At 39.5% G+C, this 25,997-nt stretch carries 23 protein-coding genes and 3 tRNA genes; 14 read left to right on the top strand and 12 right to left on the bottom strand.

Translation table 11 applies throughout. The annotated features are described in order from the left end of the window. Positions 1-79 precede the first annotated feature (79 nt). The 3 genes from coaD to BLU80_RS03100 all read right to left on the bottom strand — a co-directional run bounded on the left by coaD (position 80) and on the right by BLU80_RS03100 (position 1,856). On the bottom strand, positions 80-550 hold the full coding sequence (gene coaD / locus BLU80_RS03110; RefSeq protein WP_091393229.1) for a pantetheine-phosphate adenylyltransferase: 471 nt from the start codon (positions 548-550) through the stop codon (positions 80-82). Positions 551-582: 32 nt separating this feature from the next. Next, positions 583-1,518: an aspartate carbamoyltransferase catalytic subunit gene (locus BLU80_RS03105; protein ID WP_091393224.1), complete on the bottom strand. Its 936-nt coding sequence runs from the start codon at positions 1,516-1,518 to the stop codon at positions 583-585. A 110-nt stretch (positions 1,519-1,628) separates the two neighbouring features. Beyond that, positions 1,629-1,856, bottom strand: coding sequence for a hypothetical protein (locus BLU80_RS03100; protein WP_091393221.1), 228 nt, complete (start codon positions 1,854-1,856; stop codon positions 1,629-1,631). A 141-nt stretch (positions 1,857-1,997) separates the two neighbouring features. Between BLU80_RS03100 and BLU80_RS03095 the strand changes: the two genes are divergently transcribed. Further along, entirely contained in the window at positions 1,998-2,552 is a 555-nt protein-coding gene (locus BLU80_RS03095) for a 3'-5' exonuclease (protein ID WP_091393217.1), read from the top strand. A gap of 82 nt (positions 2,553-2,634) precedes the next feature. After that, entirely contained in the window at positions 2,635-4,893 is a 2,259-nt protein-coding gene (locus BLU80_RS03090) for a Tex family protein (RefSeq protein ID WP_170831125.1), read from the top strand. A gap of 155 nt (positions 4,894-5,048) precedes the next feature. Here the strand turns inward: BLU80_RS03090 and rfbD are convergent, their stop codons facing one another. Both rfbD and BLU80_RS03080 read right to left on the bottom strand, forming a co-directional pair. Beyond that, positions 5,049-5,921 (bottom strand): dTDP-4-dehydrorhamnose reductase, encoded by an 873-nt coding sequence (gene rfbD, locus BLU80_RS03085; protein WP_244518699.1) that lies wholly within the window; start codon positions 5,919-5,921, stop codon positions 5,049-5,051. A 12-nt stretch (positions 5,922-5,933) separates the two neighbouring features. Beyond that, positions 5,934-7,061: a DegT/DnrJ/EryC1/StrS family aminotransferase gene (locus BLU80_RS03080; protein WP_091393213.1), complete on the bottom strand. Its 1,128-nt coding sequence runs from the start codon at positions 7,059-7,061 to the stop codon at positions 5,934-5,936. Positions 7,062-7,293: 232 nt separating this feature from the next. Between BLU80_RS03080 and BLU80_RS03075 the strand changes: the two genes are divergently transcribed. The 3 genes from BLU80_RS03075 to BLU80_RS03065 all read left to right on the top strand — a co-directional run bounded on the left by BLU80_RS03075 (position 7,294) and on the right by BLU80_RS03065 (position 10,274). Continuing rightward, positions 7,294-8,268 carry a D-2-hydroxyacid dehydrogenase family protein gene (locus tag BLU80_RS03075; RefSeq protein WP_091393209.1) on the top strand — a complete coding sequence of 325 codons (975 nt, stop codon included), beginning with the start codon at positions 7,294-7,296 and terminating at the stop codon, positions 8,266-8,268. Between the two features lie 86 nt (positions 8,269-8,354). Then, the gene (locus tag BLU80_RS03070) at positions 8,355-9,629 is read left to right on the top strand and encodes a M20 family metallopeptidase (protein ID WP_091393206.1); all 1,275 of its coding nucleotides are present in this window, start codon (positions 8,355-8,357) and stop codon (positions 9,627-9,629) included. Between the two features lie 3 nt (positions 9,630-9,632). Beyond that, the gene (locus BLU80_RS03065) at positions 9,633-10,274 is read left to right on the top strand and encodes a trimeric intracellular cation channel family protein (RefSeq protein ID WP_091393202.1); all 642 of its coding nucleotides are present in this window, start codon (positions 9,633-9,635) and stop codon (positions 10,272-10,274) included. Positions 10,275-10,279: 5 nt separating this feature from the next. On the opposite strand, the gene BLU80_RS03060 is transcribed toward BLU80_RS03065, so the two are convergent. Then, the gene (locus BLU80_RS03060) at positions 10,280-11,905 is read right to left on the bottom strand and encodes a glycosyltransferase family 39 protein (protein ID WP_139188070.1); all 1,626 of its coding nucleotides are present in this window, start codon (positions 11,903-11,905) and stop codon (positions 10,280-10,282) included. A 349-nt stretch (positions 11,906-12,254) separates the two neighbouring features. Between BLU80_RS03060 and BLU80_RS03055 the strand changes: the two genes are divergently transcribed. Continuing rightward, entirely contained in the window at positions 12,255-12,752 is a 498-nt protein-coding gene (locus BLU80_RS03055) for a ferritin (RefSeq protein WP_091393190.1), read from the top strand. A gap of 363 nt (positions 12,753-13,115) precedes the next feature. Here the strand turns inward: BLU80_RS03055 and BLU80_RS03050 are convergent, their stop codons facing one another. After that, complete coding sequence (locus BLU80_RS03050) at positions 13,116-15,524, bottom strand: ABC transporter permease (RefSeq protein ID WP_091393186.1); 2,409 nt, start codon at positions 15,522-15,524, stop codon at positions 13,116-13,118. 562 nt (positions 15,525-16,086) lie between these two features. On the opposite strand from BLU80_RS03050, the gene BLU80_RS03045 reads away from it, so the two are divergent. From BLU80_RS03045 to BLU80_RS03030, 3 genes are all read left to right on the top strand, one after another. After that, positions 16,087-16,332: a DUF6364 family protein gene (locus BLU80_RS03045; RefSeq protein ID WP_091393181.1), complete on the top strand. Its 246-nt coding sequence runs from the start codon at positions 16,087-16,089 to the stop codon at positions 16,330-16,332. After that, positions 16,332-16,748, top strand: coding sequence for a PIN domain-containing protein (locus BLU80_RS03040; RefSeq protein ID WP_091393177.1), 417 nt, complete (start codon positions 16,332-16,334; stop codon positions 16,746-16,748). Before BLU80_RS03045 ends, BLU80_RS03040 begins: the two co-directional genes overlap by 1 nt. Before the next feature lie 1,302 nt (positions 16,749-18,050). Then, positions 18,051-18,287 (top strand): hypothetical protein, encoded by a 237-nt coding sequence (locus BLU80_RS03030; RefSeq protein WP_091393171.1) that lies wholly within the window; start codon positions 18,051-18,053, stop codon positions 18,285-18,287. 539 nt (positions 18,288-18,826) lie between these two features. Here the strand turns inward: BLU80_RS03030 and BLU80_RS03025 are convergent. From BLU80_RS03025 to porT, 5 genes are all read right to left on the bottom strand, one after another. After that, positions 18,827-18,912: transfer RNA gene (locus BLU80_RS03025), tRNA-Leu, on the bottom strand. A 36-nt stretch (positions 18,913-18,948) separates the two neighbouring features. Continuing rightward, positions 18,949-19,021 (bottom strand) — tRNA-Gly (locus tag BLU80_RS03020). 101 nt (positions 19,022-19,122) lie between these two features. Next, positions 19,123-19,347, bottom strand: coding sequence for a hypothetical protein (locus tag BLU80_RS03015; RefSeq protein ID WP_091393167.1), 225 nt, complete (start codon positions 19,345-19,347; stop codon positions 19,123-19,125). A 57-nt stretch (positions 19,348-19,404) separates the two neighbouring features. Beyond that, the gene (locus BLU80_RS03010; RefSeq protein WP_091393164.1) at positions 19,405-20,421 is read right to left on the bottom strand and encodes a glycosyltransferase family 2 protein; all 1,017 of its coding nucleotides are present in this window, start codon (positions 20,419-20,421) and stop codon (positions 19,405-19,407) included. Between the two features lie 92 nt (positions 20,422-20,513). Next, positions 20,514-21,260 carry a type IX secretion/gliding motility protein PorT/SprT gene (gene porT / locus BLU80_RS03005; RefSeq protein WP_091393161.1) on the bottom strand — a complete coding sequence of 249 codons (747 nt, stop codon included), beginning with the start codon at positions 21,258-21,260 and terminating at the stop codon, positions 20,514-20,516. 123 nt (positions 21,261-21,383) lie between these two features. Here porT and mgtE point away from each other — a divergent pair, with 123 nt between their 5' ends. The 5 genes from mgtE (at position 21,384) to BLU80_RS02980 (ending at position 25,996) form a co-directional block, all read left to right on the top strand. Beyond that, positions 21,384-22,817 (top strand): magnesium transporter, encoded by a 1,434-nt coding sequence (gene mgtE, locus BLU80_RS03000; protein ID WP_091393158.1) that lies wholly within the window; start codon positions 21,384-21,386, stop codon positions 22,815-22,817. Positions 22,818-22,892: 75 nt separating this feature from the next. After that, a tRNA-Arg gene (locus BLU80_RS02995) sits at positions 22,893-22,966 on the top strand. Between the two features lie 102 nt (positions 22,967-23,068). Next, entirely contained in the window at positions 23,069-24,178 is a 1,110-nt protein-coding gene (locus BLU80_RS02990) for a tyrosine-type recombinase/integrase (RefSeq protein ID WP_091393155.1), read from the top strand. Between the two features lie 92 nt (positions 24,179-24,270). Continuing rightward, complete coding sequence (locus tag BLU80_RS02985; protein ID WP_091393152.1) at positions 24,271-24,720, top strand: terminase small subunit; 450 nt, start codon at positions 24,271-24,273, stop codon at positions 24,718-24,720. After that, entirely contained in the window at positions 24,686-25,996 is a 1,311-nt protein-coding gene (locus BLU80_RS02980; protein ID WP_091393151.1) for a phage terminase large subunit, read from the top strand. The genes BLU80_RS02985 and BLU80_RS02980 overlap by 35 nt, the downstream gene beginning before the upstream one ends. Position 25,997: the final 1 nt, after the last annotated feature.

Below are 25,997 nucleotides of genomic sequence, written 5' to 3'. Positions count from 1 at the left end.
AAGGTTACACAGCTGAACATGCCAGCAATAAACTACTGACATATTATATTGATTACTAAAAGACTATTCAGACCTACTTTTACTGTCCGATACTTCTTCGAATAACTTCAGGTAAAAACATGGAAGCATCCCCACCATTTCGGATAACATCTCTGACTAAAGTAGAGGCCACAGAAGAATACTTTGGTAAACAGGTCAAAAATATAGTTTCAATTTTACTGTCAAGGCTTCGGTTCATATCCGCAATCGTCTTCTCATATTCAAAATCACTCACAAACCTGATTCCACGGATAATATATTTCGCTTCCACCTCCTTGCAAAAATTTACAGTAAGTCCTTCGTAAATCTTTGCTTCTACCCTAGGCTCATCCTTATATATTTCTCTAATCCAATCTACCCTTTGCTGTTCAGAATACATGGGTTTTTTATTGATATTGGTTCCGATACCAATAACAATTTTATCAAATAGATCGAGGGAGCGGTTTATAATGTCCACATGGCCCAAGGTCATTGGATCAAAAGTTCCTGGAAACAAGGCAATTCTTTTCATTTAATTTGGGCTTTGTTGTGAGAGCAAACCAATCAGGATTCAGAAATATCTTTTCCTGAATACAGATAAAGTGCGGCCATGCGAACAGCGACACCATTTTCAACCTGATTTAATATAATTGAAAAAGGACCATCCGCAACATCACTATCCAGTTCTACTCCTCTATTAATCGGTCCAGGATGCATAATTACGATTTCTTTATCTAAAGACTCCAATAGTTTTCTGTTGACTCCATAAGCCAGATTATACTCCCTTAAGGAAGAGAACAACGGCTGGTTTTGTCTTTCAAGCTGGATTCTTAAAACATTAGCGACATCGCACCAGGCCAACGCTTTTTTAACACTATATTCAACCCTTACATCTAAGGCCTGTGCCATATATTTCGGGATTAAAGTCGGCGGTCCTGCCACCATGACTTCTGCTCCCATCTTTTTTAACAGGTAAATATTACTCAAAGCCACCCGGCTGTGCATAACGTCCCCGATAATAGCTACCTTCAGCCCTTCAAGTTTACCAAACTTTTCTTTCATAGACAGCGCATCCAACAATGCCTGCGTAGGATGTTCATTGATACCATCCCCGGCATTCACAATAGCTGCATTGATATGCTTGGCCAAAAAATGAGGAGCTCCGCTGGCACTATGGCGCATCACCACCATATCTACTTTCATACTCAATATATTATTGACGGTATCCAGTAGTGTTTCTCCTTTTTTGACAGAAGATGCAGCGGCAGAAAAATTCAGGGTATCAGCAGAAAGCCTTTTTTCAGCCAGTTCAAAAGACATCCTGGTGCGCGTGGAATTTTCAAAAAATAAATTAACTATGGTAACATCCCTGAGTGAAGGTACTTTCTTAACGGGTCGTTGTAAAACTTCTTTAAATTGATGGGCAGTTGAAAGGATGATTTCAATATCCTTTTTAGTTATATCTTTAATGCCTAACAGATGTTGTGTAGATAGTGCCATTAAAAAACGAAGTTAGGCGTTTTTCTTTTTTGCACGCATTTTTTGCCGAAAAAAATTTCAGATATAACAATATATTTATATATAACAAGCTATTGGATAAAAAAGAATGCCTAGAGTCCGAACTTAGCGGCAAACCCTTCTCTTAAAAAATAATTAAGGGGCAGGGCATGCTGGACTGCCGAAGTATCTCCCTGATCCATTCCAACCTGATCGAGAACAGTTTGCCAGAGTTTACTCTGTAAATCAGCTTTAAAATCCTTGATCTCGGCCATTTGGTTCTTACAGGAAGTAAGCATAAACCCTCCTATGAACAAACAGCAATATAGAATTTTTCGCATAGCCAAAAATTTGATATCCAAAGATAAGGAATAACACATGAATAAAAAAATCGTGAAAATATGTATAACTTAACCCCTGATACCTACATCCGTTAGGCTGTTTTCATAAAAAAAGACTTATTATTGTAGCCTTAATAGATTATGAAGAGTAAAAGAACGTATGCAGTCGTTGATATAGAAGGTACAGGCAGTCCCGCAAGTAAGAATGGTATAACAGAAATTGCTATAGTCTTATTTGATGGCAAAAATATTGTGGACCAATATTCTACATTAGTCAACCCCACGATTCCCATACCTAAATATGTTGCAAAATTGACTGGGATCAGTGATAAAATGGTATCTGACGCACCTTTTTTTGAAGAGGTGGCGCCGACCATTTTGAAATTTTTGGAAAAAACCACTTTTGTGGCCCATAATGCCTCCTTTGATTATCCTTATTTAAAATATTTTCTGGAAAAGGCAGGGTATAGCTTAGCAGCGCCTGTATTATGCACACTGGAGCTTAGCAGAAAAGCATTCCCTAATTTAGTCAAACACGGCCTTGAAAGCCTTTGCGAGGATTTAAATATCTGTTTAGACAACAGGCACCGCGCCGGAGGTGACGCCCTGGCTACTACTAAGGTACTGGAACTCATTCTTAAAAATGGCGGAGAGCGACTAACAGAAGCTATGATCAAAAAAGAATATCAAGGATAACTTTGTCTAAGCCATTTAAAAACTGGATTTCACCAGAAAATTTTTACTTTCGCTCCCCTATTAGCTAAAAAACACATTATATATGCTGGAATTCGCACAACCTATAGCGTCTAAATTAAATCTACGCGCCGTTCAAGTCGAAGCAGTCCTGACACTGCTGCAAGAAGGCAGTACGATCCCATTTATAGCCCGTTACCGAAAAGACAAGACTGGTGCACTCGATGAAGTCCAAATCCAGTCCATTCAGGATGAGGCCAAATTTTTGAAAGAATTTACGGAGCGCAAGGCCTTTGTTGAAAACGCCATTACCGAACAGGGAAAAATGACCGACACCCTGCAGGATAAATTATCGAAAGCCACTACCCTGGCAGAGATTGAGGATATATACCTCCCTTATAAGCCAAAACGAAAAACCAAGGCGCAGGCAGCCAGAGAAGCCGGTCTGGAGCCTTTAGGACTGCGTGTATTGGAGCAGGCTGACTTCGATATAGAGGCAGAGGCTTCCAAATACCTTAATGATACGATATTAACAACCGATCAGGCTTTACAAGGAGCGCGAGATATTATCTCGGAAATGATTAATGAAGACGCCGAGACCCGCGCCGAAGTACGCAGATTATTTGAAAACGAGGCCGTTTTGGAAAGCTCTGTTATTTCCGGTAAAGAAACAGAAGGTGCCAAGTTCAAAGATTATTTTGAGTTTTCTGAATTAATATCCAAGATTCCCTCCCATAGAATTCTAGCGGTGCTGCGTGGTTTTCTGGAAGGCTTCTTAAGAATGTCCATTAGCCCATCAGAAGAAATTGCACTGCTGCAATTAGAGGATAAATATTACAAACCTAATGGCACGGCTGCCAGCCTTCAGGTCAAAAAGGCCGTCCGGGATACCTATCGTAGATTATTGCAGCCCAGCCTGGAAACGGAGTTCCGCACTCAATTAAAGCAACAGGCAGACGAAGAAGCCATCAATGTATTTGCCGAAAACTTAAGGCAACTGTTGTTGTCTTCTCCTTTAGGCAGTAAAAGAATGCTGGCAATTGATCCGGGATACCGGACGGGTTGCAAAGTGGTTATTTTAGATGATAAAGGAGATCTGCTCAAAACAGATTTGATTTACGTGCATGAAAAAAATCACCGAATAATTGAAGCTGAAAACACCATTCGCTCCCTTGTCAGGCAATTTGATATCCAGGTTTTTGCTATTGGAGATGGAACAGCGGGCAGAGAAACGGACCAATTCATTCGTTCCCTTAATTTAGGATTACCTGTATTTCTGGTCAATGAGGATGGAGCGTCTATTTATTCAGCCTCAGAAATTGCCAGAGAAGAATTTCCTGAACAGGATCTTACCATTAGAGGAGCCGTTAGTATCGGCAGACGCCTGATGGACCCTCTGGCCGAACTAGTAAAAATCGACCCGAAAAGCATTGGTGTCGGTCAGTATCAGCATGACGTCAATCAGTTCAGGCTTAAAGAAAGACTGGACCAAACGGTGGTCAGTTGTGTAAATGCCGTTGGAGTGAACCTCAATACAGCCAGCAAACATTTATTAAGCTACGTGAGTGGTATCGGCCCCTCTCTTGCAGAAAATATCATCCGTCACCGTACGGAAATTGGCGGATTTTCTACCAGAAAACAACTTTTAGAGGTTCCCAGACTTGGCGGCAAAGCCTTTGAACAATGTGCAGGTTTTATGCGAATTAAAAAAGGAACAAATCCGCTGGATGCGAGTGCGGTGCATCCTGAGTCTTATCCTTTAGTAGAGACCATGGCCAAGGATCTGCAAATTTCTGTTGGAGATTTGGTGGGCAATGAAAAACTGATTGCATCAATTGATGTCAAAAAATACATATCTGAGTCCTTTGGAGAACATACCATAAAAGATGTACTCAGCGAATTAAAAAAACCGGGATTGGATCCACGTAGTGAAATCGAGCAATTTGAATATGCCAGCATTTATAAAATCGAAGACGTCATGGTAGGCATGGTTGTTCCAGGTATTGTAACCAATATCACCCGCTTTGGGGTATTTGTGGATATCGGTGTAAAACAGGATGGCCTGGTCCATGTTTCCGAACTGGCCAACCGGTATATTACAGACCCTAACGAGGTGGTTAAATTAAACGACAAGGTAAAAGTAAAAGTAATGGAAGTGGATATTGCCCGCTCCAGAATAGGGCTATCCATCAGACAGGCGGAAGAAAACAGCTCCTCAGCACCCGCTTCGGGCAATAAACCAAGAGAAAAGGCTCGTACGGTTAATAAAAAACCGGAACAGGACTTGTCTAATCTCGCTATGGGCGACGCGTTATCCCTGCTTAAAAAGAAGTTTGGTAAATAACAGCAGGCTGCATTATAAAAGTCAGACCCAATAAAAATAAGGCCATGAGGCAGTTAAATTGAAATGTTCAAATCTTAACTGGCTCATGGCCCTTTCTTTTTTCCAGTCTATAAAGACAAAGTTCTGGCGCCAGTCCGGTGCAGTACTTGTTATCATTAAATTCGCTCGAGATAACCCATACACTCTTTTAGGGCAGCTTTCCAGTCTCTTGGCTGAACGTCATAATCCTTTTTGAGTTTATCCTTATCCAATACAGAATAAGCTGGTCTTTTGGCAGGGGTAGGAAAATCTGCCGTGGAAATTGGATTTACCTGACAATTTAAGCCGGCAATCTCCTTAATGGCTACCGCAAAATCCCACCAGGTAATTTTGCCTTCATTGCTAAAATGATAAATACCATAATGGCCGGCTCCTTTTTCAATAATATCCATTATGGCAATTGCCAAATCTCTGGCATAAGTAGGCGCCCCAAACTGGTCGCTGACAACGCCAATCGATGGCCTTTCATTCATTAATCGCAGCATGGTTTTTACAAAATTATTACCATAGGCACTATATACCCAGGCAGTGCGGATAATAATGGAAGCATTATTTGCTTCCATCGCTGCTTGCTCCCCCTGTAGTTTACTTTGGCCATAATAATTTACCGGACTAGTTGGATGATCGGGCAGATAAGGATATTCCCCATTTCCGTCAAACACATAATCTGTTGACACATGAATCAACTTCGTTCCAAACTGTTTACAAATGGCGGCAATTTTTCCAGGTGCAATACCATTCACGGACATCGCCAGTTCTTTATCTGACTCCGCCTTATCCACAGCAGTATAAGCTCCTGCATTCACAAAAAATGCAGGTTGATATTGTTCAAATAATCCGGATAATCCCTCCAAGGTTGAAAGATCCAAATCCTTTCTGTCTAAAAAAACAAACCTATAACCTGGATAAGACATCTGAATTCCCATCAGCTCACTTCCAAGCTGTCCGTTTTTCCCTGTCACCAGGATTGTTGGTGCATTTGTATTCAAAATAATTCGGGTTTAACGGTTACAGAATGCTAAAACATGCTTTGTGATATGAGCCAGTTGTTCTTCATCAAGCTCAGTATGAATGGGCAAGGAAATCACCCTTGTCGTAAGGTAATCAGTCACCGGCAAATCATAATTGGTATCAAATGCTGCAAACATTTGCTGACGATGGCCCGGAACAGGATAATAAATCATGGCCGGAATCTGCTGTTCTGCTAAATAGGATTGCAAGGCGTCACGGTCTACATTTTCCAATATCAGGGTATATTGATGAAAGACATGGTTTGAGTAATGGCTTCTGGCCGGAATTTTAATATTGGGATGACCTTCAAAAGCCGTGTCATAATAAGCAGCGGCTTTATTGCGTGCTGCAATATATTCATCTAATAGCGGCAATTTAATACCTAGAATAGCGGCCTGTATAGTATCTAATCTTGAATTAACACCTACAACTTCATGGTAGTACCTTTTGGCTGAGCCGTGAGAAGCAATAATCCTCATCTTACTAGCCAGCTCGTCATTATCTGTAAAAATAGCGCCTCCGTCTCCATAACCACCCAGATTTTTGGACGGAAAAAAAGAGGTGGTACCAATATCGCCGATTGTCCCCGTCTTTTTAACAGTCCCATCACTGAAGGTATAGTCACATCCAATGGCTTGGGCATTATCTTCGATGACTGCAATATTATGCGCCTTTGCCAATTGCATTAAAGGTTCCATATCGGTTGCCTGACCATATAAATGAACTGGAACGATGGCCTTGGTTTTGTCCGTAATGGCATTTTTGACAGATTCAATATCCATACAGAAGGTGCCCGGATCCACATCCACAAATACAGGCTTTATTTTTAATAGGGCCACTACTTCAGTGGTGGCAATAAAAGTAAAAGATGGTGTAATAACTTCATCCCCAGGTTGCAAATCGAGTGCCATCAAGGCAATCTGCAACGCATCGGTACCATTGGCGCAAGGAACTACATGCTTAACATTCAAATAGTTAGCTAATTTCTCTGCCAACTCAGTGACCGGTTTGCCACCAATAAAGGCAGCACTTTCCAGTACATCTATGACTGCTTTATCAATTTGAGGTTTTATTTTTTGATATTGGGTCTTTAAATCGACCATTTGTATTGGGCGCATATGAATATATTTATGTGGGCAAAAATAACGCAAAACCAAGGATTTGGAGGTTAAAATCCATATAAGGTATCTGTTGGCCCTCCAAAATCCTTTTATGCGCCTAACCCTTTGAAAAACAAAAGTGTTCCCACTTTATTCATTAATTTTGATCATCCAGTACGGTTTCTCTATATTTTTTTATATCCTGAGACAGTACCATGAATAGCATTCGGTTCACCTACTAAAAAAGAATATGAAAATCACAATATTAGATGACTATCAGGATGTTGTCCGCACTTTATCCTGTTTTAAGTTACTTCAGCATCAGGATGTTGAAATTTATAACACCACGCAGAAAGACCCTGAGATTTTGGCAAAACGGTTACTACAGACAGAAGCGCTGGTGCTTATCCGGGAGCGCACCTTAATAAATGCAGCACTGCTTCACCGGCTTCCCAATCTGAAACTTATCAGCCAAACCGGTAAAATCTCCAATCATCTAAACCTTGCCGACTGTACCAGCCATAAGGTAGCTGTGGCCGAAGGCGTCGGTTCACCCACCGCTCCTGCTGAACTCACCTGGGCCCTGCTGATGAATACGGTTAGAAAAATTCCTCAGGCCATCGAAGGCATGAAAAACGGCAACTGGCAGATCGGCATCGGAGATTGTATTTACGGCAAAACCATTGGCATCTGGGGGTATGGAAAAATAGGCAAAAAAATTGCCCAATATGCCAAAGTGTTCGGCGCCTCCGTTTTAGTTTGGGGAAGTGACAGCTCCCGGCAAAAGGCCATACTAGACGGCTTCCTTGCAGCAGACAGTAAAGCCACCTTTTTCCAATCTGCAGATATTATCACCCTGCACCTTAGACTAAATAAAGATACCCTGGGCATACTGCGCAAAGCAGATCTTTTAACAATGAAAGAGAATGCGACCCTGATAAATACCTCCAGAGCGGAACTCATTGAAGCCGGGGCCCTTCTTGAAGTACTTCAGGCTGGCAAAAAAATAAATGTCGGCTTGGATGTTTATGAGCAGGAACCCATATATGATAAAGACTATCCCCTATTGCAATTCCCTAATAATGTCTGTACGCCCCATATCGGGTATGTGGAAAAGGCGGGTTATGAGTTATATTTCAGCAAAGCCTTTGAAAACATTTTAAATTATATAAAGGGAACGCCCACAGGTATTGCCAATCCTGAAGTGCTTGAAAAGGAATCTTAAATTATGGCCAAAAGCAATCTAGGGTAAAAAGCAGCGCCTTTCTGTGGTCAAAGTTTCGTACCTTACTTTATCTAAAATCAAGGACAATGACTCCGCAACAAATAATTTCCCTAAATAGCATCCTGGATAAGGACATAGAACAATTACTTCCTGAGCTGGAAGCAATTTACAAAGACATTCACAGTCATCCTGAACTTTCCATGCAGGAATTCAGAACATCAAAGCTGGCGGCAGATCATTTAAAACAATATGGATATACAGTCACTGCACCCGTGGGCATTACAGGTGTTGTCGGCTTAATGGAAAACGGGCCGGGCGCTGTTGTAATGGTCAGAGCCGATATGGACGCCCTGCCTGTAACGGAAGCCACCGGCCTGCCCTATGCGAGCACCGTAAAAGGCAAAGATGAGGAAGGCAACGAAGTCGGTGTATCCCATGTCTGTGGTCATGATATCCATGTCACCTGGATGATAGGTGTCGCCAAACTATTTGCCACTCACAAAAGCCTTTGGCAGGGCACCCTCATGGTGGTTTTCCAGCCAGGGGAAGAAGTGGGAAAAGGTGCCCAATCCATGATAGATGATGGTATGATGGACAGGTTCCCTAAACCGGATATTATCCTTGGCCAGCACGTTATGGTGGGAGAAGCAGGAACAGTTGGTCACAGACCAGGAAAAATTCTGACGGCGGGCAATAGTCTTAAAGTAAAATTATTTGGTCAGGGCGCCCACGGCTCCTCCCCTCAGACTTCTATAGATCCGGTAATCATGGCAGCCTCGACCGCCATGCGCTTGCAAACCATCGTCTCCAGGGAAATCGATCCAAATAAAATGGCGGTACTGACTATTGGCGCATTGCAGGCAGGTATCAAAGAAAACATCATTCCGGATGATGCGACTCTTAAATTGAATATCCGAACCTTTGATGACAGCGTCAAGGACCATATTTTATCTGCCGTTCACAGAATCTGTAAAGCAGAGTGCCTGGCATCCAACGCACCAAAAGACCCTGAATTTACGACATTAGACAGTTATCCGGTTACAGAAAACGATGTCCAGGCAACTTCAAAACTCGCAGCCAGTTTTGATGCTCAATTTGGGGACAAGTCTTTTGAAACAGCCCCGGCCACTGCCAGTGAAGATTTTAGCATTTTTGGCCGCAACTGGAATGTCCCTTATGTGTTTTGGTTTGTAGGAGGTACAGACCCTGTCCTTTACCGGACAGCCAAACAAAACAATAAGTTAAATACCATACCCAGTAATCATTCCCCAAAATTCTACCCGGTCATTCACCCTACCCTAAAAACAGGCTTGCAGGCAATGATTAGTGCAGCAGCAACCTGGTTAAATCAGCCTGAATAATTCATGGATCATTTACACACCTTTTATACAGTCATTGACCTGGGAGGCACTTTTGCATTTGCTATCAGTGGCGCAATAGCGGCCAAAGTCAAAGGGCTGGATATATTTGGGATCATTGTCGTCGCCTTTACCGTAGCCTGCGGCGGAGGCATATTAAGAGATATCAGTATAGGCGCCATTCCTCCCGCAGGAATTTCTGACTGGCGATATCTTTTAACCTCCCTCATTGCTGTGGGAGTCGCTTTAGGCTTTGGCCCAATGTTAAAATTATTGAACAGGCCAGTCATATTATTTGATGCGCTGGGGTTATCGCTTTTTGCTGTTTCCGGAGCCGAAAAAGCCCTGGGATATGGGCATAATTATGAAGTGGCCGTTATGCTGGGAATACTTACGGCTGTTGGCGGCGGCGTTATCAGAGATATATTCCTAAACCGCATCCCTGTAATTTTTGAAAATGAGATCTACGCCTCAGCTGCACTGTTGGGCGCCTTGGTGGTAGTCGCCGGCGATTATTTTTCCATTCCCAATGGCTGGACATTCCCACTGGGATTCGCCTTATGCTTTGTACTTAGAATACTAGCGCTCAGGTATCACTGGAAGCTACCGTCCTTTAATAATTCAAATAAATATTCCGATGGCATTTAAAAAGACTACTTCTTTTTAAAAACGGACTTTTCATTCTCAATTTTCGTCTTGATCATGGCTTTAAATGTATCATTTATGTCTTTGAATAAAATAATCAGGCTACCTCTCTCTTTTGCATAAGGCGTCGTAATACTATCCACCAAAACCGCTTCCCGGCATTGTTTAATAAAAGGATGGCTCATTTCCTGTTGATCATCTGTAACAAGAACGATATTCTGCAGATTCATGGATAGGTGATCTGGTATCCAGTATAAATAACTCGCATTGGTACTTAGAGGCTCGGGCAGATCAAACAACTTTCGATAATAATCGACCGCTCCGGCCTGTCCATAATTATCACAGAAGATGATTGTATGCTGTTTTTGCTGAGGCGTTAACAGGTTATAGGCCTTTTGAACTTTGGCGGCCATCTCCCTCCAGCCCTGCATGTCTGCAAAATCCTGTGGCAAAGCATGATCCTTTAAATCCTCCCATTTTAAGGCCCCCGTTTTTGCTACCCCCATTTTCTGATAATACGCAGCTAATTTTACCGGCTCAAAAACAGGAATCATTAAGGGAACCAGCCAGAATCCCAGTACTACAGAAAAACATATCAGTAAGGCGACAACCACTTTTTTCCCTTTCCGAAACCAATTTTCAATAGCCAGAGCTCCAAAGGAAAATAAAAAAGGATAAGCACCTAATGCATAATAATTTTTACCATGCAGCATCATTAAAATAGTCAGTACAGATAAATAAGCAATGGCTATAAATTGATATGGACGAAATTTATGGCCCCACAACAAATATAGCAACCCTGCAACCCAAATATACACCGTAGCCAGATTCATCAATAACTGGTCTTTCAGAAATCCCATTCTATCAATATACTGCAGCTGATATTTATTAAGTAGTTCCATATGATGAACCACCGGTAAGCCGTGATGAAATTGCCAGAGTAAATTCGGTAAAAATATAATAATACCAATCAAAGTAGCATACCAAAAATGTCGGTTGAAAATAACATGCCGCTGTTTCCCTAGTAATAAACCTATCACCAGACTTATTATAAATACCCCAACGGAATATTTACTGAGCATGCCAAGTCCTGCACTGACTCCGAATAAATAAAGCCATTTTATACCCCTTGTCTGTATAAACCGGATAATGGAAAATGCACACAATGTATCAAAGAAAACTTCCAGAGAATTGGGCTGAAACAGCAAAAAGAGCCTTAGGTACACACCACACAGAAAAGGCAAATAAAGCAATAATAAGCCCAGTTTTCTCCCACCTAAAGAAAGCAAAATAGATCCAGCTAAAAGAAATGTAGCTCCTCCAAACAATCCGGGCCAAAATCTAATCCAAAACATAGATCCTCCCATCCAATGAATCATGGATGAAATTAGAGAAAGCATGGGGGGTACTTCCATAAATCCCCAGGAAAGGTGATTGCCCTCGGCCAAATATAAAAATTCATCTCTGTGCGGTTCATAATAACCGTTTAATAGTAAAAACGGAATAAATACGATGAGAAGCGCCAGTAAATAGAGTAAAATTTTATCTGAAAAATGTACCTGTTTTCCAGCAATAGAAGATGGATTATTATCAAAATCAGTACTCAAGGAAACATAATGATTAGTTGAGCTCATAGTTTGCCATTTAACTTTATGGAAAATAAAAATTTCAAAATCCCTGGCCCTTAATATCAATTAAATTTAATTCTATTTCCGCAATTTAGATATACCGTTCATCCAACACATCTTACTAGCTTATAATCAATAGTTTAAAAGACAAATTTGTCACCATAAAACCTAACAAGCCATTTTTTCTTAAATATTCCGAATTTCGAAAAACCCTTCAGTTCTAGTTCAATATTTTGCAGACATTGACAATAAAAACAAAAGAAAATCTTATTGTTAATCAGTCGTTATTAGAATGGAAAACCCTAAATTTGATATTAAAGAACGCATATTATTTAACCCGATAAACCCATAAAGAATGTTATCACAAACAATGAAGGATGCGCTAAACCAGCAAGTATTAATGGAGGCGCAATCATCTCAGGCCTATCTTGCGATGGGTAGCTGGGGCGAAATTCAACCAGGTCTAAAAGGCGTGACTCAATTTTTCTTTCGCCATAGTGAAGAAGAGCGCATGCATATGCTGAAACTGATTCATTATATTAATGAAAGAGGTGGGTTTGCTATAATCCCAAAACTGGAACAGCCAACACTAACTTTTGTTTCCTTGAAAAAAGCTTTTGAAATCCTGCTTGACCATGAAATAAAGGTCAGTAACAGTATTAACAATCTGGTCGATTTGGCCTTACAGGAAAAAGATTATGCCACCCATAACTTCCTGCAATGGTATGTCAATGAACAAATGGAAGAAGAAAGACTGGCCAGAGAATGCAATGATAAATTAGAGATGATTGGCGAGGACAGAAGCGGTCTTTATCTCTTTGATAGGGATATTATGACCATGGATGCCAGTTAAGCAAATTCTGTTTTAATCCCACTAACTTAAATATTGCCTTTATTTTTCACTTAATTTACACCACTAACTATCGACATTGGTTGATAATCGATGTAGATAGTTAGTGGTTTGATAAATAAGCATATGACGCAAATCTTAACCTAGCTTAAGGAATTAATAAGTAATTTAGTTTCCAGTGGCTATAGCGGCTGAATAATAGAAGTAAGCCCTAACAATTCATTCATAATCGCATTTAAATTCTCAAATGAAAATACTATTTAAAATTTCATATTGCCTATAAATACGCCTTGGGATAGGATAGACAATTTAGCCAGACATAATTTTAGTCTGTTCTACCAATTTCAAAGTTTCCTAAATTACAAATTATTCTGTTTCAATACTTTTTACCGGATTAACTTTTGCAGCACGAATTGTATGCCAGCTAACAGTAAGAAGTGCTATAATTAAAGATAATAATGCAGGTAAAACAAGTAGCCATCCATTTATGGGAATCCTGTAATTATAATTTTGGAGCCAAAGATTCATAATATACCATCCAAAAGGTATGGAAATAACAATAGAAATTATAACCAGGTAAATGAAATTTTTTGACAGCATCAACCAAAGTTGCACCACAGATGCTCCTAGTACTTTTCTAATTCCGATTTCTTTAATACGTTGTTCTGCCATAAATGAAGCGAGACCAAAAAGCCCAATAAAACAAATGAAAATTGCCAACGTGGCAAATAATGCAGCCAAAGTACCAACACGATCTTCGGAAGCAAATTTTTGTTTATAATTTTGGTCTACAAAGTTATAGGCAAAAGGGGCTTCAGGAATATATTTTTTAAAAACACTTTCTATATTTGAAATTGCTTCTTGCCCGCCCTTCCAATTATTCAATTTTAAAATCATCCAATTGCAATTCTGTTCATTGTCCCAAAAGTAAACAGTTTGCAAGGCAGCATGATAAGGGGATTGGGTAATTAGATTTTTCACAACCCCAATAACTTCATAAAATTTTGCCTCCGGTCCATCACCCCATTTAATTCGCTTGCCTATAGGATCTTTCAATCCCATATATTTAACAGCAGCCTCATTTAAAATGATACTTGTACTATCAGATAAACCCTTATTAGAAAAATCTCTACCATCAATTATTTTCCAGTTAACTGTTTTCCCATAATTAGGTGTCACCCAAACTGTGCCGTAACGTTGAGCAAGTCGTGGATCTTTTCCTTCCCAATCAAATGCATCATTGTATGTCCATACCTCAGTCATAGGGCTGGAAGATTCTGACATTTCAATTATAGAGCGTTTTTTTAATAACTCATTTCGTATTAAATCGTATTTCCCATAAAAATCTTTAGATTTCATTCTTATCGTTATCAATTGATCTTTATTATATCCCGGATTCCTTTTTTCAGCAAATTTTATTTGACCATATATCACACAGGTGGCAATAATTAAAATTAAAGAAATTGAAAATTGTCCAACGATTAAAACTTTCCTTGAATTTACAGTATTCTTTCCCACTCTAAATTTACCTTTTAATGCGACAATAGCATTTATTGAAGACAAATAAAATGCTGGATAACTGCCTGCAAATAATGTTGTAATTAAAATAAATAGCAAGAAACTTCCCCAAAACAGAAGGTTGTGCCAAGGAATAATAACAACAGTTTCATAAAAATTATTAAACCATTGCAAACCCATACAAACAATTATCATAGCAATAATTGAAGCTATCACACTAATTAAAAGCGTCTCAAAATAAAATTGAAGAATGAGTTGATTTCTAATTGAGCCGAGAGCCTTTCTGATACCGACCTCCTTGGATTTCCTTTCACTTCTGGCGGTATAAAGGTTCATAAAATTAATACAAGCAATCAATAATACCAACATGCCAATAAAGGAATATAACCTAATCTGAGTTATAAGACCTCCATCCTGAACACCATTTTCAAATCGATTTCTTAAATGCCAGTCTCTCATTGGTAGTAAGCGAAAAGTTGAATGTGCCGCTCTTAGATTTGGTATATTTTCTTTTCCAAAGCCATTTTGAATTATTTGGGTAATTACTTTATCATATTGACTAGATTGATTTCCGGCGAGCTCTGCAAAGAGTTGAAACGAATTATTTCCCCAATCATCCTCCGCTTCCTTTGCCCAATTATTTGATTTGAGAAATTGGTTCCAAGTTGCAATAAAGTTTTTTCCATTAAAACTATTATCCTTTTTAAAGTCTTCATATACTCCAGCTACCTCAACCGGATATTCGTTATCAATCATTAAATTTTGTCCTATAGGATTTCTATTTCCAAAGAATGCTTTAGATGCAGACTGAGAAATTAAAATGGATTCAGGATCAGAAAAATTGTCATAATTCCCATAAATCATTTTAAGAGAGAGCATATCTTCAACACCTTCATCCATATACATACCACTAATTGCCAAAGGCTTATTATGATAGCTTAAAATATGATCCTCGTCCAGACTACCTATAATGATATGTTTAAAATACTGGTTATATTTATTTTTTAATAACTTGACTAATGGGATTGGAATTGCTGATGATACTTCAATGTTTCCTTCTATCGTATCTTGTCTCATTACCTGTACAATGCTATCGTAATTTTTAAATTCTTTATCAAACTGATATTCACTAAAAATCCAAAGACCTATTAGTAATGCAACCGTCATTCCTATTGCCAAGCCTCCAATATTAATAAAAGTAAAACTTCTATTACGCAATAAATTTCTCCATGAAATTCGTAAATAGTGTCTAAGCATAGCCAATTAGAACTTTAAACATTATCAATATTTGTATTGTTCTATAATCTCACCTATTAATATGCCACACTTATATCTAACTGAAAACCAATTAATATATTATTCAATAATAATTTATAAATTGTACGCTTTTGATACAATTCGGACAATATGAATTGTATTGACTTATCCTTTGAATATGTAGGGCAAGATGAACCTAACCGAACAGATCATTAATTAATTATCCAGATTAATTATTTTTAGAGGAGCATGCATTGTTTAAATCACGATTGTTTGAGCATTCCTCAGATAGGTAATTCCTATTTTAATCCTTAAAAATTATATGATTCCGTGACTTCCCATTCACCGTCAATTAGATAATTCATTCCTTCATTAACCTTTCAGCTTTAATAAATTGATTTACAATTACATTCAAAGAAATAGCCATAATATTAAATAATCTTCCTCAGTGACTTGAATAGGCCGAATTCCAGAAATAAATAAACACCCCTCAAACACGTGTTTTATTTAACCAAATAGCACGTATAATAAAATAAACCTTATCTTTGTAAAAAGAGGAATTATGAATACGAAACTCACATTGACGATAGAAAAATCTGTTATTGAACGGGCAAAAAGATACGCGAATAAAAAGGAAAGGAGCCTGTCGGATTTAGTGGAAAGTTATCTTAAGGCGCTGACAGGAAGCTCAATCAACAGTAATGACAATACACCTATTGTCAAAGCGCTAAGAGGCTCCTATAAACTCCCCAAAAATTTCGACTACAAAAAAGAGCTTACAGATTCCTTATTAGAAAAATACTTATAATGGCGCAGAAAGTACTAATTGACACAGATGTCGTGCTTGATTTTTTCTTTGACAGGAAGCCCTTTTCTAACGATGCTACCCAGTTACTCAGCCTATGCGAAAAGGGGGAGATACAAGGGTTTGTAACACCTGTAATGATTAGCAATGTCTATTATATATTGAGGAAAACTGCCAGGCATGAAAAGGTAATAGAGAGCTTAAAAAAGTTATTGAATATTATAGAAGTTGCCCAAATAAACAAGCAAACTGTTTTAAATGCGCTACACTCAGGGTTTAAGGATTTTGAAGATGCCCTTCAAAATTTCGCCGCTGACAATGAGAAGGATGTCTCTATAATAATCACAAGAAACATCAAGGACTATAAAACAAGTGAACTATCGGTAATGACACCAGGCATTTATTTAAAAACCAGGTAGAGTATTAATTAATCTTTTTGATACTTTCTCGTCCGAGCTTCACGAATGGATAAAAATTTGTGGTTGATAAATAGATAATCTGTGCTATAGTAAAATCATCATTGCCAAGCTTATATAAAGCATGCTGAGTTGCCAATATTATCATTAGTTATAATACGATTCGAATGTGGCAAGGAAGAAGTACCTTATCGAGATTAGAAGGAATTGCAAACCCGGCATATACAGTTATTATTTCGAAGAAGAATGCAGATTCGCAATTTTATCCTATCTATTTAATATGCCTAAGGCGGCTAATCTATTATGGCAAAACTCACAATAAAATAGAATTTGCCATTCAAACTTCAATTTGGCACCGATCTTCACTTAGAATTGCCTGCTAACAAGGGATTTGTAATGCGGCATTCGTTGCCGCATGAAGGCAAAATTATGGTGCAGGCAGGTGATATCATGCCTTTTTCCGTAATGAGCCAGCACAAGGATTTTTTGCTTATGAGGCTAACCATGTTAAAACTACATACTGGCTACCTGGCAATCATGAGTATTACCATTTCGATATGGTTGCAAAAAGTGGTGTATTACATGAAAAAATCATTAGTAATATACTTTTAGTAAACAATACCTCAGTCGTACATAACAATGTCAAACTGATTTCCTCTACATTTTGGAGCAAAATCAGTTTCGCACATCAGTAGCAGATTGAAAAAAGCCTGAATGATTTTTAGCTCATCAAGTACAAGAATTATCGCTTTTCAGCCGAATAATACAATCAGTTGCATGAAGAAAGTTTAACCGGTATTCGAAAGGAATTAAAAACTTTGGAAGGGATAAGACGACTGTTTTCCGCCATCATTTTCCACTTTCTTAAACTACTCCGATGTATATAAAGGCGATGTGTTGAACGGGGCTTTTGCAGTAGAGCTATATGACCTGATTGAAGCATCGGGCATTGGCTTTTGAGCATAAGGGCATCATCACAACTACACTGCGGAATTTAGCATCGAAAATACAACCTTATTATTACCAAGAAGTTGGGTTTTGTTTAGCAAAATGAGCACAGACTATTTGAAATAAATTCAATTATTTGTAAATCAAATTAATAACTCAAAATCTGCTTAATAAAGCTTCTCACTTTATTAAGCATAAATAGAATTATTATGGAGTATCAAATGAAGAAAACAATAGAATACATACAGGAAATTTTAGGCATTCATGCAACAATAACCCAATTAGCCAAAAGCTATTTGGAAAGGCTACCTATATATCTATGGAACTTACAAAGTATATCAAGCTGATTTGTTCAACATGGATATTATTCTGGCGGAACTCAGAAATGAAGTAGAAGTGAGTATACAAAAAACTACAAAACATGCAGGCCTGAATCCGACAGAAGCCGAAAGGCTTAAAGGCGGCAAAACTACTAATGTGCTGCTGTATGATATACTGCGACAGCAATTAAAGGAAATCAACAGCATCCTGTCAGCACTTCCAAAACCGGCATTTTCACAGCCCAAAATATCGAGCGCAGCATTTTGGTATTGAAGCACCTTCCAATGAACAAAGGCTATATGGCAGCCAGCGAAAAAGCGTAAAATCCCCTAGGAGTATAAAACCTATGCCGTCTCTTCCGCAAAGGCTTCCGTGCTTCTAAGCAATGATTGGCTTTTCTGCGCACCGGAAAAACGTAAAATAGTTAGGTGAAACAATTTAAATAAAATTTTGCTAAGATCTTCGAAACTAGGCGCTGCATGAAGTACGGACAATGACAAAATGCACCATCCTCCTTTTTACCGTACGCTTTGAAATGCCGTGCCTTTTCTGTGCCTGTATCGTTACCGTTCAGTGCCGACAGGCAAGAGTGACTATTTTAGTGTCGATTTCCCCAGAAAAGCAAGCGGGCCGGCAAGGAAAGAAAATTTTTCTTTTTTCGCGTGTGGGCTGCACACCCGTGTGTCATTCGCTCATTTTTGAGTGTCTTTTAGGTGTCAAAAAATGAGGGAAAAAGCTTCAAAAAGGGGTAAAATACGACACCTCCGAAATTAAAAAACCCTTGTAAACCGAACGATTACAAGGGTTAATTGTGCCCCGGGCGGGACTTGAACCCGCACGACCATTGCTGATCACAGGATTTTAAGTCCTGCGTGTCTACCAATTCCACCACCAGGGCAGTGAAAAAAAATCCCGCGACATGCGGGATTTTTAGAGCGGAAGACCGGGCTCGAACCGGCCACCCCAACCTTGGCAAGGTTGTGCTCTACCAAATGAGCTACTTCCGCTTTTTACTTTATAAGTGCTTGTTAAAGAACTAATTACCTTGTTTCGTAATTGGAGTGCAAAGATAATATTTAATTTTACACTTCCAAATTTTTTTTCAAATTTATTTATACTGTGGCGTGTATAAAGTGCTGCTTTGAATTTCGATATCTGGTTTACCCTGATAACGGTTTGCCCAAAGTTCATAGAAAACAGTGAACATAAAAAGAACAAATCCGATTACCTGAACATAAAATAAGAATCTGGAAGAAGAGACTTTATTATAGCCATAGTCCATGTTCTTCATTTTCTCTAATTCCTGCTGATATTCATGATTTTCGTGACTCATATCCTTCGTTTTAAAATTACTTTGCAAATGTAAGTATCAAAGTGAAAACTCACAATATTATTTAGAAAAATCTTCAAACTTTTTTTTCTCTTTAATAAAATAACCAGCAACTACTGAACCTTCATAAATACCTGAAAGCATTGACATAGGCTTATTTGGGGCATCTTTTACCTTCGGTTTCGAAAAGCACCATTTATAAAATGCCATATGCGCATTCCAGATGGCTTTTAAAGAAGTAAAATCTCCTGAGAACAAACTTTTTATGGCAAAAACACCATCCAGCACAAGCCTTACCGGAATTTTCCACCATTTTTCCCGCTTACTTAAATTCCTTGACAACATCATCAGACTATTTCTAAAATTCAAAAAAGTCTTTCTGTAACCTTTGGGTAAGGTCCCCCCTCCTACATGATATACAACAGATTCGGTGCAACAGCCAATTTTAAACCCCGCGTTCTGAGCACGCCAACAAAAGTCTATTTCTTCCTGATGAGCAAAGAAAACGCCGTAAAGCCCCCCTAACTGCTTGTACACGGCTGCTTTGGCAAAAAGTGCACATCCGGAGGCCCAAAACACATTTACACTGGTTTTAAATTGATGACGGTCTTGTTCAATAGTATCGAATACCCGGCCCCTAGCAAAAGGATACCCCAGGACGTCAATAAAGCCTCCTGCAGCTCCGGCGTATTCAAATTGATCTTTTTGCTTGTAAGAAAGTATCTTGGGTTGACAAATGGCTAATTTTTCATTCGCTTCCATCAGTGCAATAACCGGCTCCATCCATCCAGGTACTACTTCTACATCAGAATTGAGCAAAATAAAATAATCTTCCTGTCTTTTAAGCAGGGCCTGATTGTACCCTTCGGCAAAACCATAATTCATTCCCAGTAAATCAAGCTCTATGTCCGGATATGCAGCCTTCATAAAGGCTGCGGAATCATCCGTTGACCCGTTATCGGCCACAACCACTTTATAATTCGGATAAGTAGACGCTAAAACAGATGGCAGAAATTTCTCCAAGAATTTCCGGCCATTAAAATTCAGAATAACAATTGCAACAAGAGGATAATGCATTACTATTTTACTGTTTCAGCAGCGAAGCTATCAATTTTGCCCTAAAAACCTGACATCCTGTATAAAAACTGCCTGGAATACGCATTAGAACTTTACTGTTCAAATGTTACAGAAAACACAACCATCTGCGTTCTAAACCGCTGCATAACATTGGAATATGGATTCTCAACATCTCTTACATGGCTGTTTCCCAAAGTATTAGATAATTTTATCTGTGGAGATATAACAGTAAATGGCAGATAAAAATTAAAGCCTATACCTCCTTCATACCCTACATCTCCTTTTCTAAATAAAGGAGGGGGATTCTGGTCTAACTGCATTGCGGCCTTATATTCTGCAGAATTAGCGCTTAGATTGATGTCATATTTCATACCGGCAAACATAAATACCCTGAAATTGTTGATTCTATCAGAATTCAGTTTTAATTGAAGTGGAATACTGAAAATATTGGCCGGTAGTTTTATATCTTCTATGGCTTTCTTATCAGGGTGTTCTTGCAAATAATCTGTTGTATAATAATAAGATAGATATTTAGAGCCCCCCAGGATTAATTTAGGAACCGTTCTGATCTCAAACCGGTCAGACAATCTTTTAGTGGCCACAAATCCTAAGGCCAGACCATTGCTGCTATGCGGCTCCACCCTTGAAAAGGTGGACTGTCCTTCAAATGCGGCAGCCCTGGTAGATTGTATATTACTATTATTATAGCCGATACTTATCCCAAAATAAAATGGTAATAAGTCATGATTTTCCCTATTTAACCTGGTTTGAGCCACAAGAAGCCCGTTCACAAATAACGCCGTTAATAAAAATATTATATGCCTGGCCCGTAAAATCATGACAATGACTTAATTAATTAAATATTAAACAAATATCTTTAAAAAACGTAACTATGGGCAATAAATTATATCAACTATCTTTAAACTAGATTTGAAATTGTAGTTTTGCAAAAATTTTGGCCGATGAGTGAGGAATTAGAACAAAACCTGATCGACGCACAGTTTGAACTGTTGTTATTCGATAAAGATGCTGCTAAGCTCCAGGAATTCCTGAATGACCAGGGGATTAGCGACGTGGTGGCCTTAATTGACCGTTATCCAGAAAATGAAGCCGCTATCATTTCCAATATGGCGGTACACAGAGCTTCCAGGGTATTTAAATTGCTGGACATTTCCACCCAGAAATCAATTATTAAAGAGCTACCACCCTTTAAAACAGCAGAGTTACTCAATCAGTTATCTCCGGATGACCGTACTGACTTTCTGGAAGAATTACCAAAGAGTGCCTTAAGAGACCTCATAAAGCTCTTAAACCCTGAAGAAGTTAAGATTACGCTTCGCATGCTGGGTTATCCGGAGGACAGCGTTGGTCGTCTGATGACACCTGACTATATCTATGTCTATGAAACAGATACGGTGGCAGAAGCATTCAGGATTATTCGCAAAAACGGTAAGAATTCTGAAACCATTGATGTGATTTATGTCATCAATAAGAAAGGAGAGCTGGTGGATGACTTCAGAATAAGGGATTTGATTCTGGCCTCATCCGACATGAAAATCAGCGAGTTAATGGATGGCAGAATCATTGCCTTAAATGTCAACGACGATCAGGAAAAAGCCGGTCATATATTCAGAATGAATAACAGAGTGGCCCTTCCCGTTGTGGATGACAATAATATACTATTAGGTATTGTAACCATTGACGATATCCTGTGGGTGACCAATGAAGAATATAGCGAGGATATGCAAAAAATGGGGGGTACCGAGGCTTTGGATGAGCCCTATCTGGACACGCCATTTTTTAAACTGATTCGAAAAAGAGCGCCCTGGCTCATTATTCTTTTTTTAAGTGAAATGCTGACAACTTCAGCGATGACACATTATTCTGATGAATTACAGAATGCGACCGTCCTGGCGCTTTTTATCCCACTGATTATGTCCAGTGGCGGAAATAGCGGTTCTCAGGCTTCCACCTTGATTATTCAGGCCATGGCAGTCGGGGAAGTAACCATCAAAGATTGGTGGCGCATTATGCGTAGAGAAATCCTTAGCGGCCTAACCTTAGGACTAATTCTAGGCATCATTGGATTTTTAAGAATTTCACTTTGGGAACTGTTACACAATCTAGGAGTCTGGGATATCACTTATGGTGAACACTGGTTAATGATTGCCCTAACTGTCGGATCTGCGCTGGTAGGCATAATTCTCTGGGGTTCTCTGACCGGTTCCATGCTGCCCATCTTATTAAAAAAACTGGGTGCGGATCCGGCCACATCCTCTGCCCCATTTGTAGCAACACTGGTGGATGTTACCGGTATTATCATATACTTTGTAACTGCTTATCTTGTTATGGGACAGTTGATCCAAAGCGGTGCTCTAAATATACCAACCGGCTAACAGAATTAAATAAGATAAATCTTTTTTGGGATTTCTGATTGAAACCTATATTTTTGCAGCCGTTAAATAACAACCGGCTCGGTAGCTCAGCTGGATAGAGCAACTGCCTTCTAAGCAGTAGGCCATTGGTTCGAATCCAATCCGGGTCACAAAGCCTCCTTATAAACAGGGGGCTTCCTTATTTTAGGTTACTAAAGTTTACTAATCTTCACTATTTTTTACTAATTTACGACTCAAATAACGACTTTAGTATGACTCAAAAGTACCACCTCTCCTATTTCAAGGGCAATAAGGATAAAAAAGGTGACGTCCGTATTTATGTACGGGTATTGCCTCAGAATATAAAGATCCCGACGGCGGTAAGAATACCAGATAAGCATTGGGGAGACCAGAAAGTCATAACCAACACCAAAGCCAGACAGTACAATTCCGTCCTTTCGGGTAAAAAGCACGACGTTGAGGCTAAAATATTAGAGGCTATCCAAAAAGGGGCGCCTATCACCAAAGATCTGTTTGAAGAAAAAGGCGGCTCCGATTTCGAGGCTTTTGTGAATAAACACATCGATTTGCATAAGGGCAAGTTTTCAGACAACCGGATAAGACACCTGGAAAGCGCATTGGAATTTGTGCTTGCCTATAAGCCTAAAATAAAATTCAGCGACATTAATATAGAATTCCTGCAAGGTTTTGAGAAGCATATCCGCCCCGGGCGGGAGGATGCCACCATAGTGAGTAAAATATCCATGGTCCTGTCTTTTATTAATGCAGCTGAAAGGAAAGGGCTTATCGATAAAAAACAGTATTCCGGCTATAAAAGACCCTCCGCAAAGCAAAAGATACCGGTTTACCTCAATGAAGACCAGATAAACGACTTTTACAATATTGTAAAGCCGCTTAAAAACGAAGCCAAGAAATCCACTGGGTATTACTTCCTACTATCCTGCTATACCGGGTACAGAATCAGCGATTGCAAGGCATTTGACTATAATACCTCAGTAAAGGGCAAAACTGTAGTTTTAAGGGCGAAAAAGAACGGAAATATTGTATCCTCTCCCATTTACCATCCCTTAGACGAGATACTAAACTACTGCAAGGACCACCCATTTATAGAATACGAACAGGACGCCCGGGAAACGGTAAAGGCCATTTGCGAAGATGCCGGGATTCCAAACCCCAAAAAAGTAAAGTTCCACTCAGGGAGGCATTCCTTTGCCATGATGTGGATTAAAAAGGGATTATCCATTGATAGAGTTGCCGAACTCCTGGGCGATAGCCCAGAGATCGCTAAAATATATGCCAGAATTGAAAATGTAGACCTCCAGAAAGAAATGCTTTCCCTGATTAAGCCAAAAACAAAATAAAAGTTTACAAGCGTTCTGTTTGTAACGATTCGTTATTTATCCACTATTGATACGGCATACACCCTGTTTACTTTTGTAGAAAGAGTAAACAGATGCATCCTACACGCATATTTAAATCACCGGAAGAACTACAAGAAGCCTGGAACGGATATAAGGACTGGATAAAGTCCGAGGGTAACCGGTGGACCAGGGTACAATATGTAGGTAAGTTTGCGGAACGAAAGGAAGACCCCTTGAAAGTACCCTATACCCTAGAGGGATTTAAGCGCTATTGCCGTGAAAATCATGGGGAAGCTCAGCATTATTTTGACAATACCGATGGGTATTATGACGACTTCTGTGCTATCTGTTCACGGATAAAAGAGGAAATCAGAGAAGACCAGATCACCGGCGGCTTATTAGGGGTGTACAATCCATCTATTACCCAACGACTTAACGGACTGACAGAGAAGACAGATATTAACCACTCCGGTGGCATCCAGATAAAATGGGAGGAAACAAAGACGTATGAATCTGACGATAAAACAGACGAAGGCGCTTGATTTCCTCGAAGATGATGTAACAACGGAGTTAGTCTTTGGAGGTGGCGCGGGCGGGGGTAAATCGGCCCTCGGTTGCTATTGGCTGCTTAAAATGTGCCTTAAATATCCCGGTACCAGATGGGTAATGGGCCGTGCGGTTCTCAAGACCTTAAAAGAAACTACCCTTAACAGCTTTTATGAGGTCGCTAAAGGGCAAGGACTAAAATCCGGCACCCACTATTCCTACAACGCCCAATCCAACATAATAAATCTGTTCAACGGCTCCCAGATATTATTGAAAGACCTTTTCCAATATCCGAGCGATAAAGAGTTTGACGAGCTGGGATCGCTTGAAATTACCGGGGCTTTCGTGGATGAGTGCAACCAGATTGTCATGAAGGCGTGGGAGGTTTTAAAATCCCGTATCAGATATAAACTTGATGAAAACGGCCTTATCCCAAAGATAATGGGGAGCTGCAATCCGTCAAAGAACTGGGTCTACAATCGATTCTATAAACCAAATAGAGACGGCAATATGCCAAAAGGGAGGGCATTTGTTCAGTCCTTGGCAACCGACAACCGATATATCAGTAGGCATTACATTGACAGCCTTAGGTCCATGACCTCAGAGGCGAGCAAACAAAGACTCCTTTTGGGTAACTGGGATTATGACAATGACCCGGCAGCCCTTATCCCATTTGAGAAGATAGTAAACGCCTTTTCAAACAGATTTGTAGATGGCGGGGAAAAGTATATCACAGCCGATATTGCCCGTTATGGCAGGGATAAAACCGTTATAGGGGTATGGGATGGTTTCAGGCTGGTTAAGATCGTGGATTTTGATAAAAACAGCGTTACCGAGGCCGCCGACGCTATTAAAGACCTGATGCTGGAGTATCATGTACCAATTTCTAACGTCCTTGTTGATGATGATGGCGTAGGCGGTGGAGTGACCGATATTTTAAACTGCACCGGTTTTGTCAATAATTCGGCCCCTATTGTAGTTGATGGCGACAAAGAGAATTTCAACAATCTGAAATCTCAATGCTCCTACAAACTGGCTCAAAAGATGTGCGCCGATGAAATATTCTTGGATATCCCGGATGGAGACGTCCAGGACCATATTAAAGAGGAATTAGGCCAGATCAAACAAAAGGATATGGATAAGGACGGTAAAAAGGCAATCATTCCGAAAGAGCAGGTAAAAGAACTTATAGGGCGGTCCCCGGACTACTCAGATATGATAATGATGCGCATGTACTTCACCCTTGAAACGTATGTGACTTTCACATTTTAAA

Source organism: Arachidicoccus rhizosphaerae, from assembly GCF_900107765.1.
In the GTDB taxonomy this organism is placed as follows: domain Bacteria; phylum Bacteroidota; class Bacteroidia; order Chitinophagales; family Chitinophagaceae; genus Arachidicoccus; species Arachidicoccus rhizosphaerae.
The sequence above is the reverse complement of the archived record's forward strand: the minus strand, read 5'-3'. Positions and strand labels throughout refer to the sequence as shown.

Excerpts from the sequence above, each read along its gene's own strand:
- BLU80_RS03080 (WP_091393213.1), bottom strand. The coding sequence starts at position 7,061 with ATGCGCCCAATACAAATGGTCGATTTAAAGACCCAATATCAAAAAATA.
- BLU80_RS03045 (WP_091393181.1), top strand. The coding sequence starts at position 16,087 with ATGAATACGAAACTCACATTGACGATAGAAAAATCTGTTATTGAACGG.
- BLU80_RS03105 (WP_091393224.1), bottom strand. The coding sequence starts at position 1,518 with ATGGCACTATCTACACAACATCTGTTAGGCATTAAAGATATAACTAAA.
- BLU80_RS03090 (WP_170831125.1), top strand. The coding sequence starts at position 2,635 with ATGCTGGAATTCGCACAACCTATAGCGTCTAAATTAAATCTACGCGCC.
- BLU80_RS03075 (WP_091393209.1), top strand. The coding sequence starts at position 7,294 with ATGAAAATCACAATATTAGATGACTATCAGGATGTTGTCCGCACTTTA.
- BLU80_RS03015 (WP_091393167.1), bottom strand. The coding sequence starts at position 19,347 with ATGAGTCACGAAAATCATGAATATCAGCAGGAATTAGAGAAAATGAAG.
- BLU80_RS03095 (WP_091393217.1), top strand. The coding sequence starts at position 1,998 with ATGAAGAGTAAAAGAACGTATGCAGTCGTTGATATAGAAGGTACAGGC.
- BLU80_RS03060 (WP_139188070.1), bottom strand. The coding sequence starts at position 11,905 with ATGAGCTCAACTAATCATTATGTTTCCTTGAGTACTGATTTTGATAAT.
- mgtE (WP_091393158.1), top strand. The coding sequence starts at position 21,384 with ATGAGTGAGGAATTAGAACAAAACCTGATCGACGCACAGTTTGAACTG.
- BLU80_RS02980 (WP_091393151.1), top strand. The coding sequence starts at position 24,686 with ATGAATCTGACGATAAAACAGACGAAGGCGCTTGATTTCCTCGAAGAT.
- coaD (WP_091393229.1), bottom strand. The coding sequence starts at position 550 with ATGAAAAGAATTGCCTTGTTTCCAGGAACTTTTGATCCAATGACCTTG.
- porT (WP_091393161.1), bottom strand. The coding sequence starts at position 21,260 with ATGATTTTACGGGCCAGGCATATAATATTTTTATTAACGGCGTTATTT.
- BLU80_RS03010 (WP_091393164.1), bottom strand. The coding sequence starts at position 20,421 with ATGCATTATCCTCTTGTTGCAATTGTTATTCTGAATTTTAATGGCCGG.
- BLU80_RS03070 (WP_091393206.1), top strand. The coding sequence starts at position 8,355 with ATGACTCCGCAACAAATAATTTCCCTAAATAGCATCCTGGATAAGGAC.
- BLU80_RS02985 (WP_091393152.1), top strand. The coding sequence starts at position 24,271 with ATGCATCCTACACGCATATTTAAATCACCGGAAGAACTACAAGAAGCC.
- BLU80_RS03065 (WP_091393202.1), top strand. The coding sequence starts at position 9,633 with ATGGATCATTTACACACCTTTTATACAGTCATTGACCTGGGAGGCACT.
- BLU80_RS03100 (WP_091393221.1), bottom strand. The coding sequence starts at position 1,856 with ATGCGAAAAATTCTATATTGCTGTTTGTTCATAGGAGGGTTTATGCTT.
- BLU80_RS03055 (WP_091393190.1), top strand. The coding sequence starts at position 12,255 with ATGTTATCACAAACAATGAAGGATGCGCTAAACCAGCAAGTATTAATG.
- BLU80_RS03050 (WP_091393186.1), bottom strand. The coding sequence starts at position 15,524 with ATGCTTAGACACTATTTACGAATTTCATGGAGAAATTTATTGCGTAAT.
- BLU80_RS03030 (WP_091393171.1), top strand. The coding sequence starts at position 18,051 with ATGGATATTATTCTGGCGGAACTCAGAAATGAAGTAGAAGTGAGTATA.
- BLU80_RS03040 (WP_091393177.1), top strand. The coding sequence starts at position 16,332 with ATGGCGCAGAAAGTACTAATTGACACAGATGTCGTGCTTGATTTTTTC.
- BLU80_RS02990 (WP_091393155.1), top strand. The coding sequence starts at position 23,069 with ATGACTCAAAAGTACCACCTCTCCTATTTCAAGGGCAATAAGGATAAA.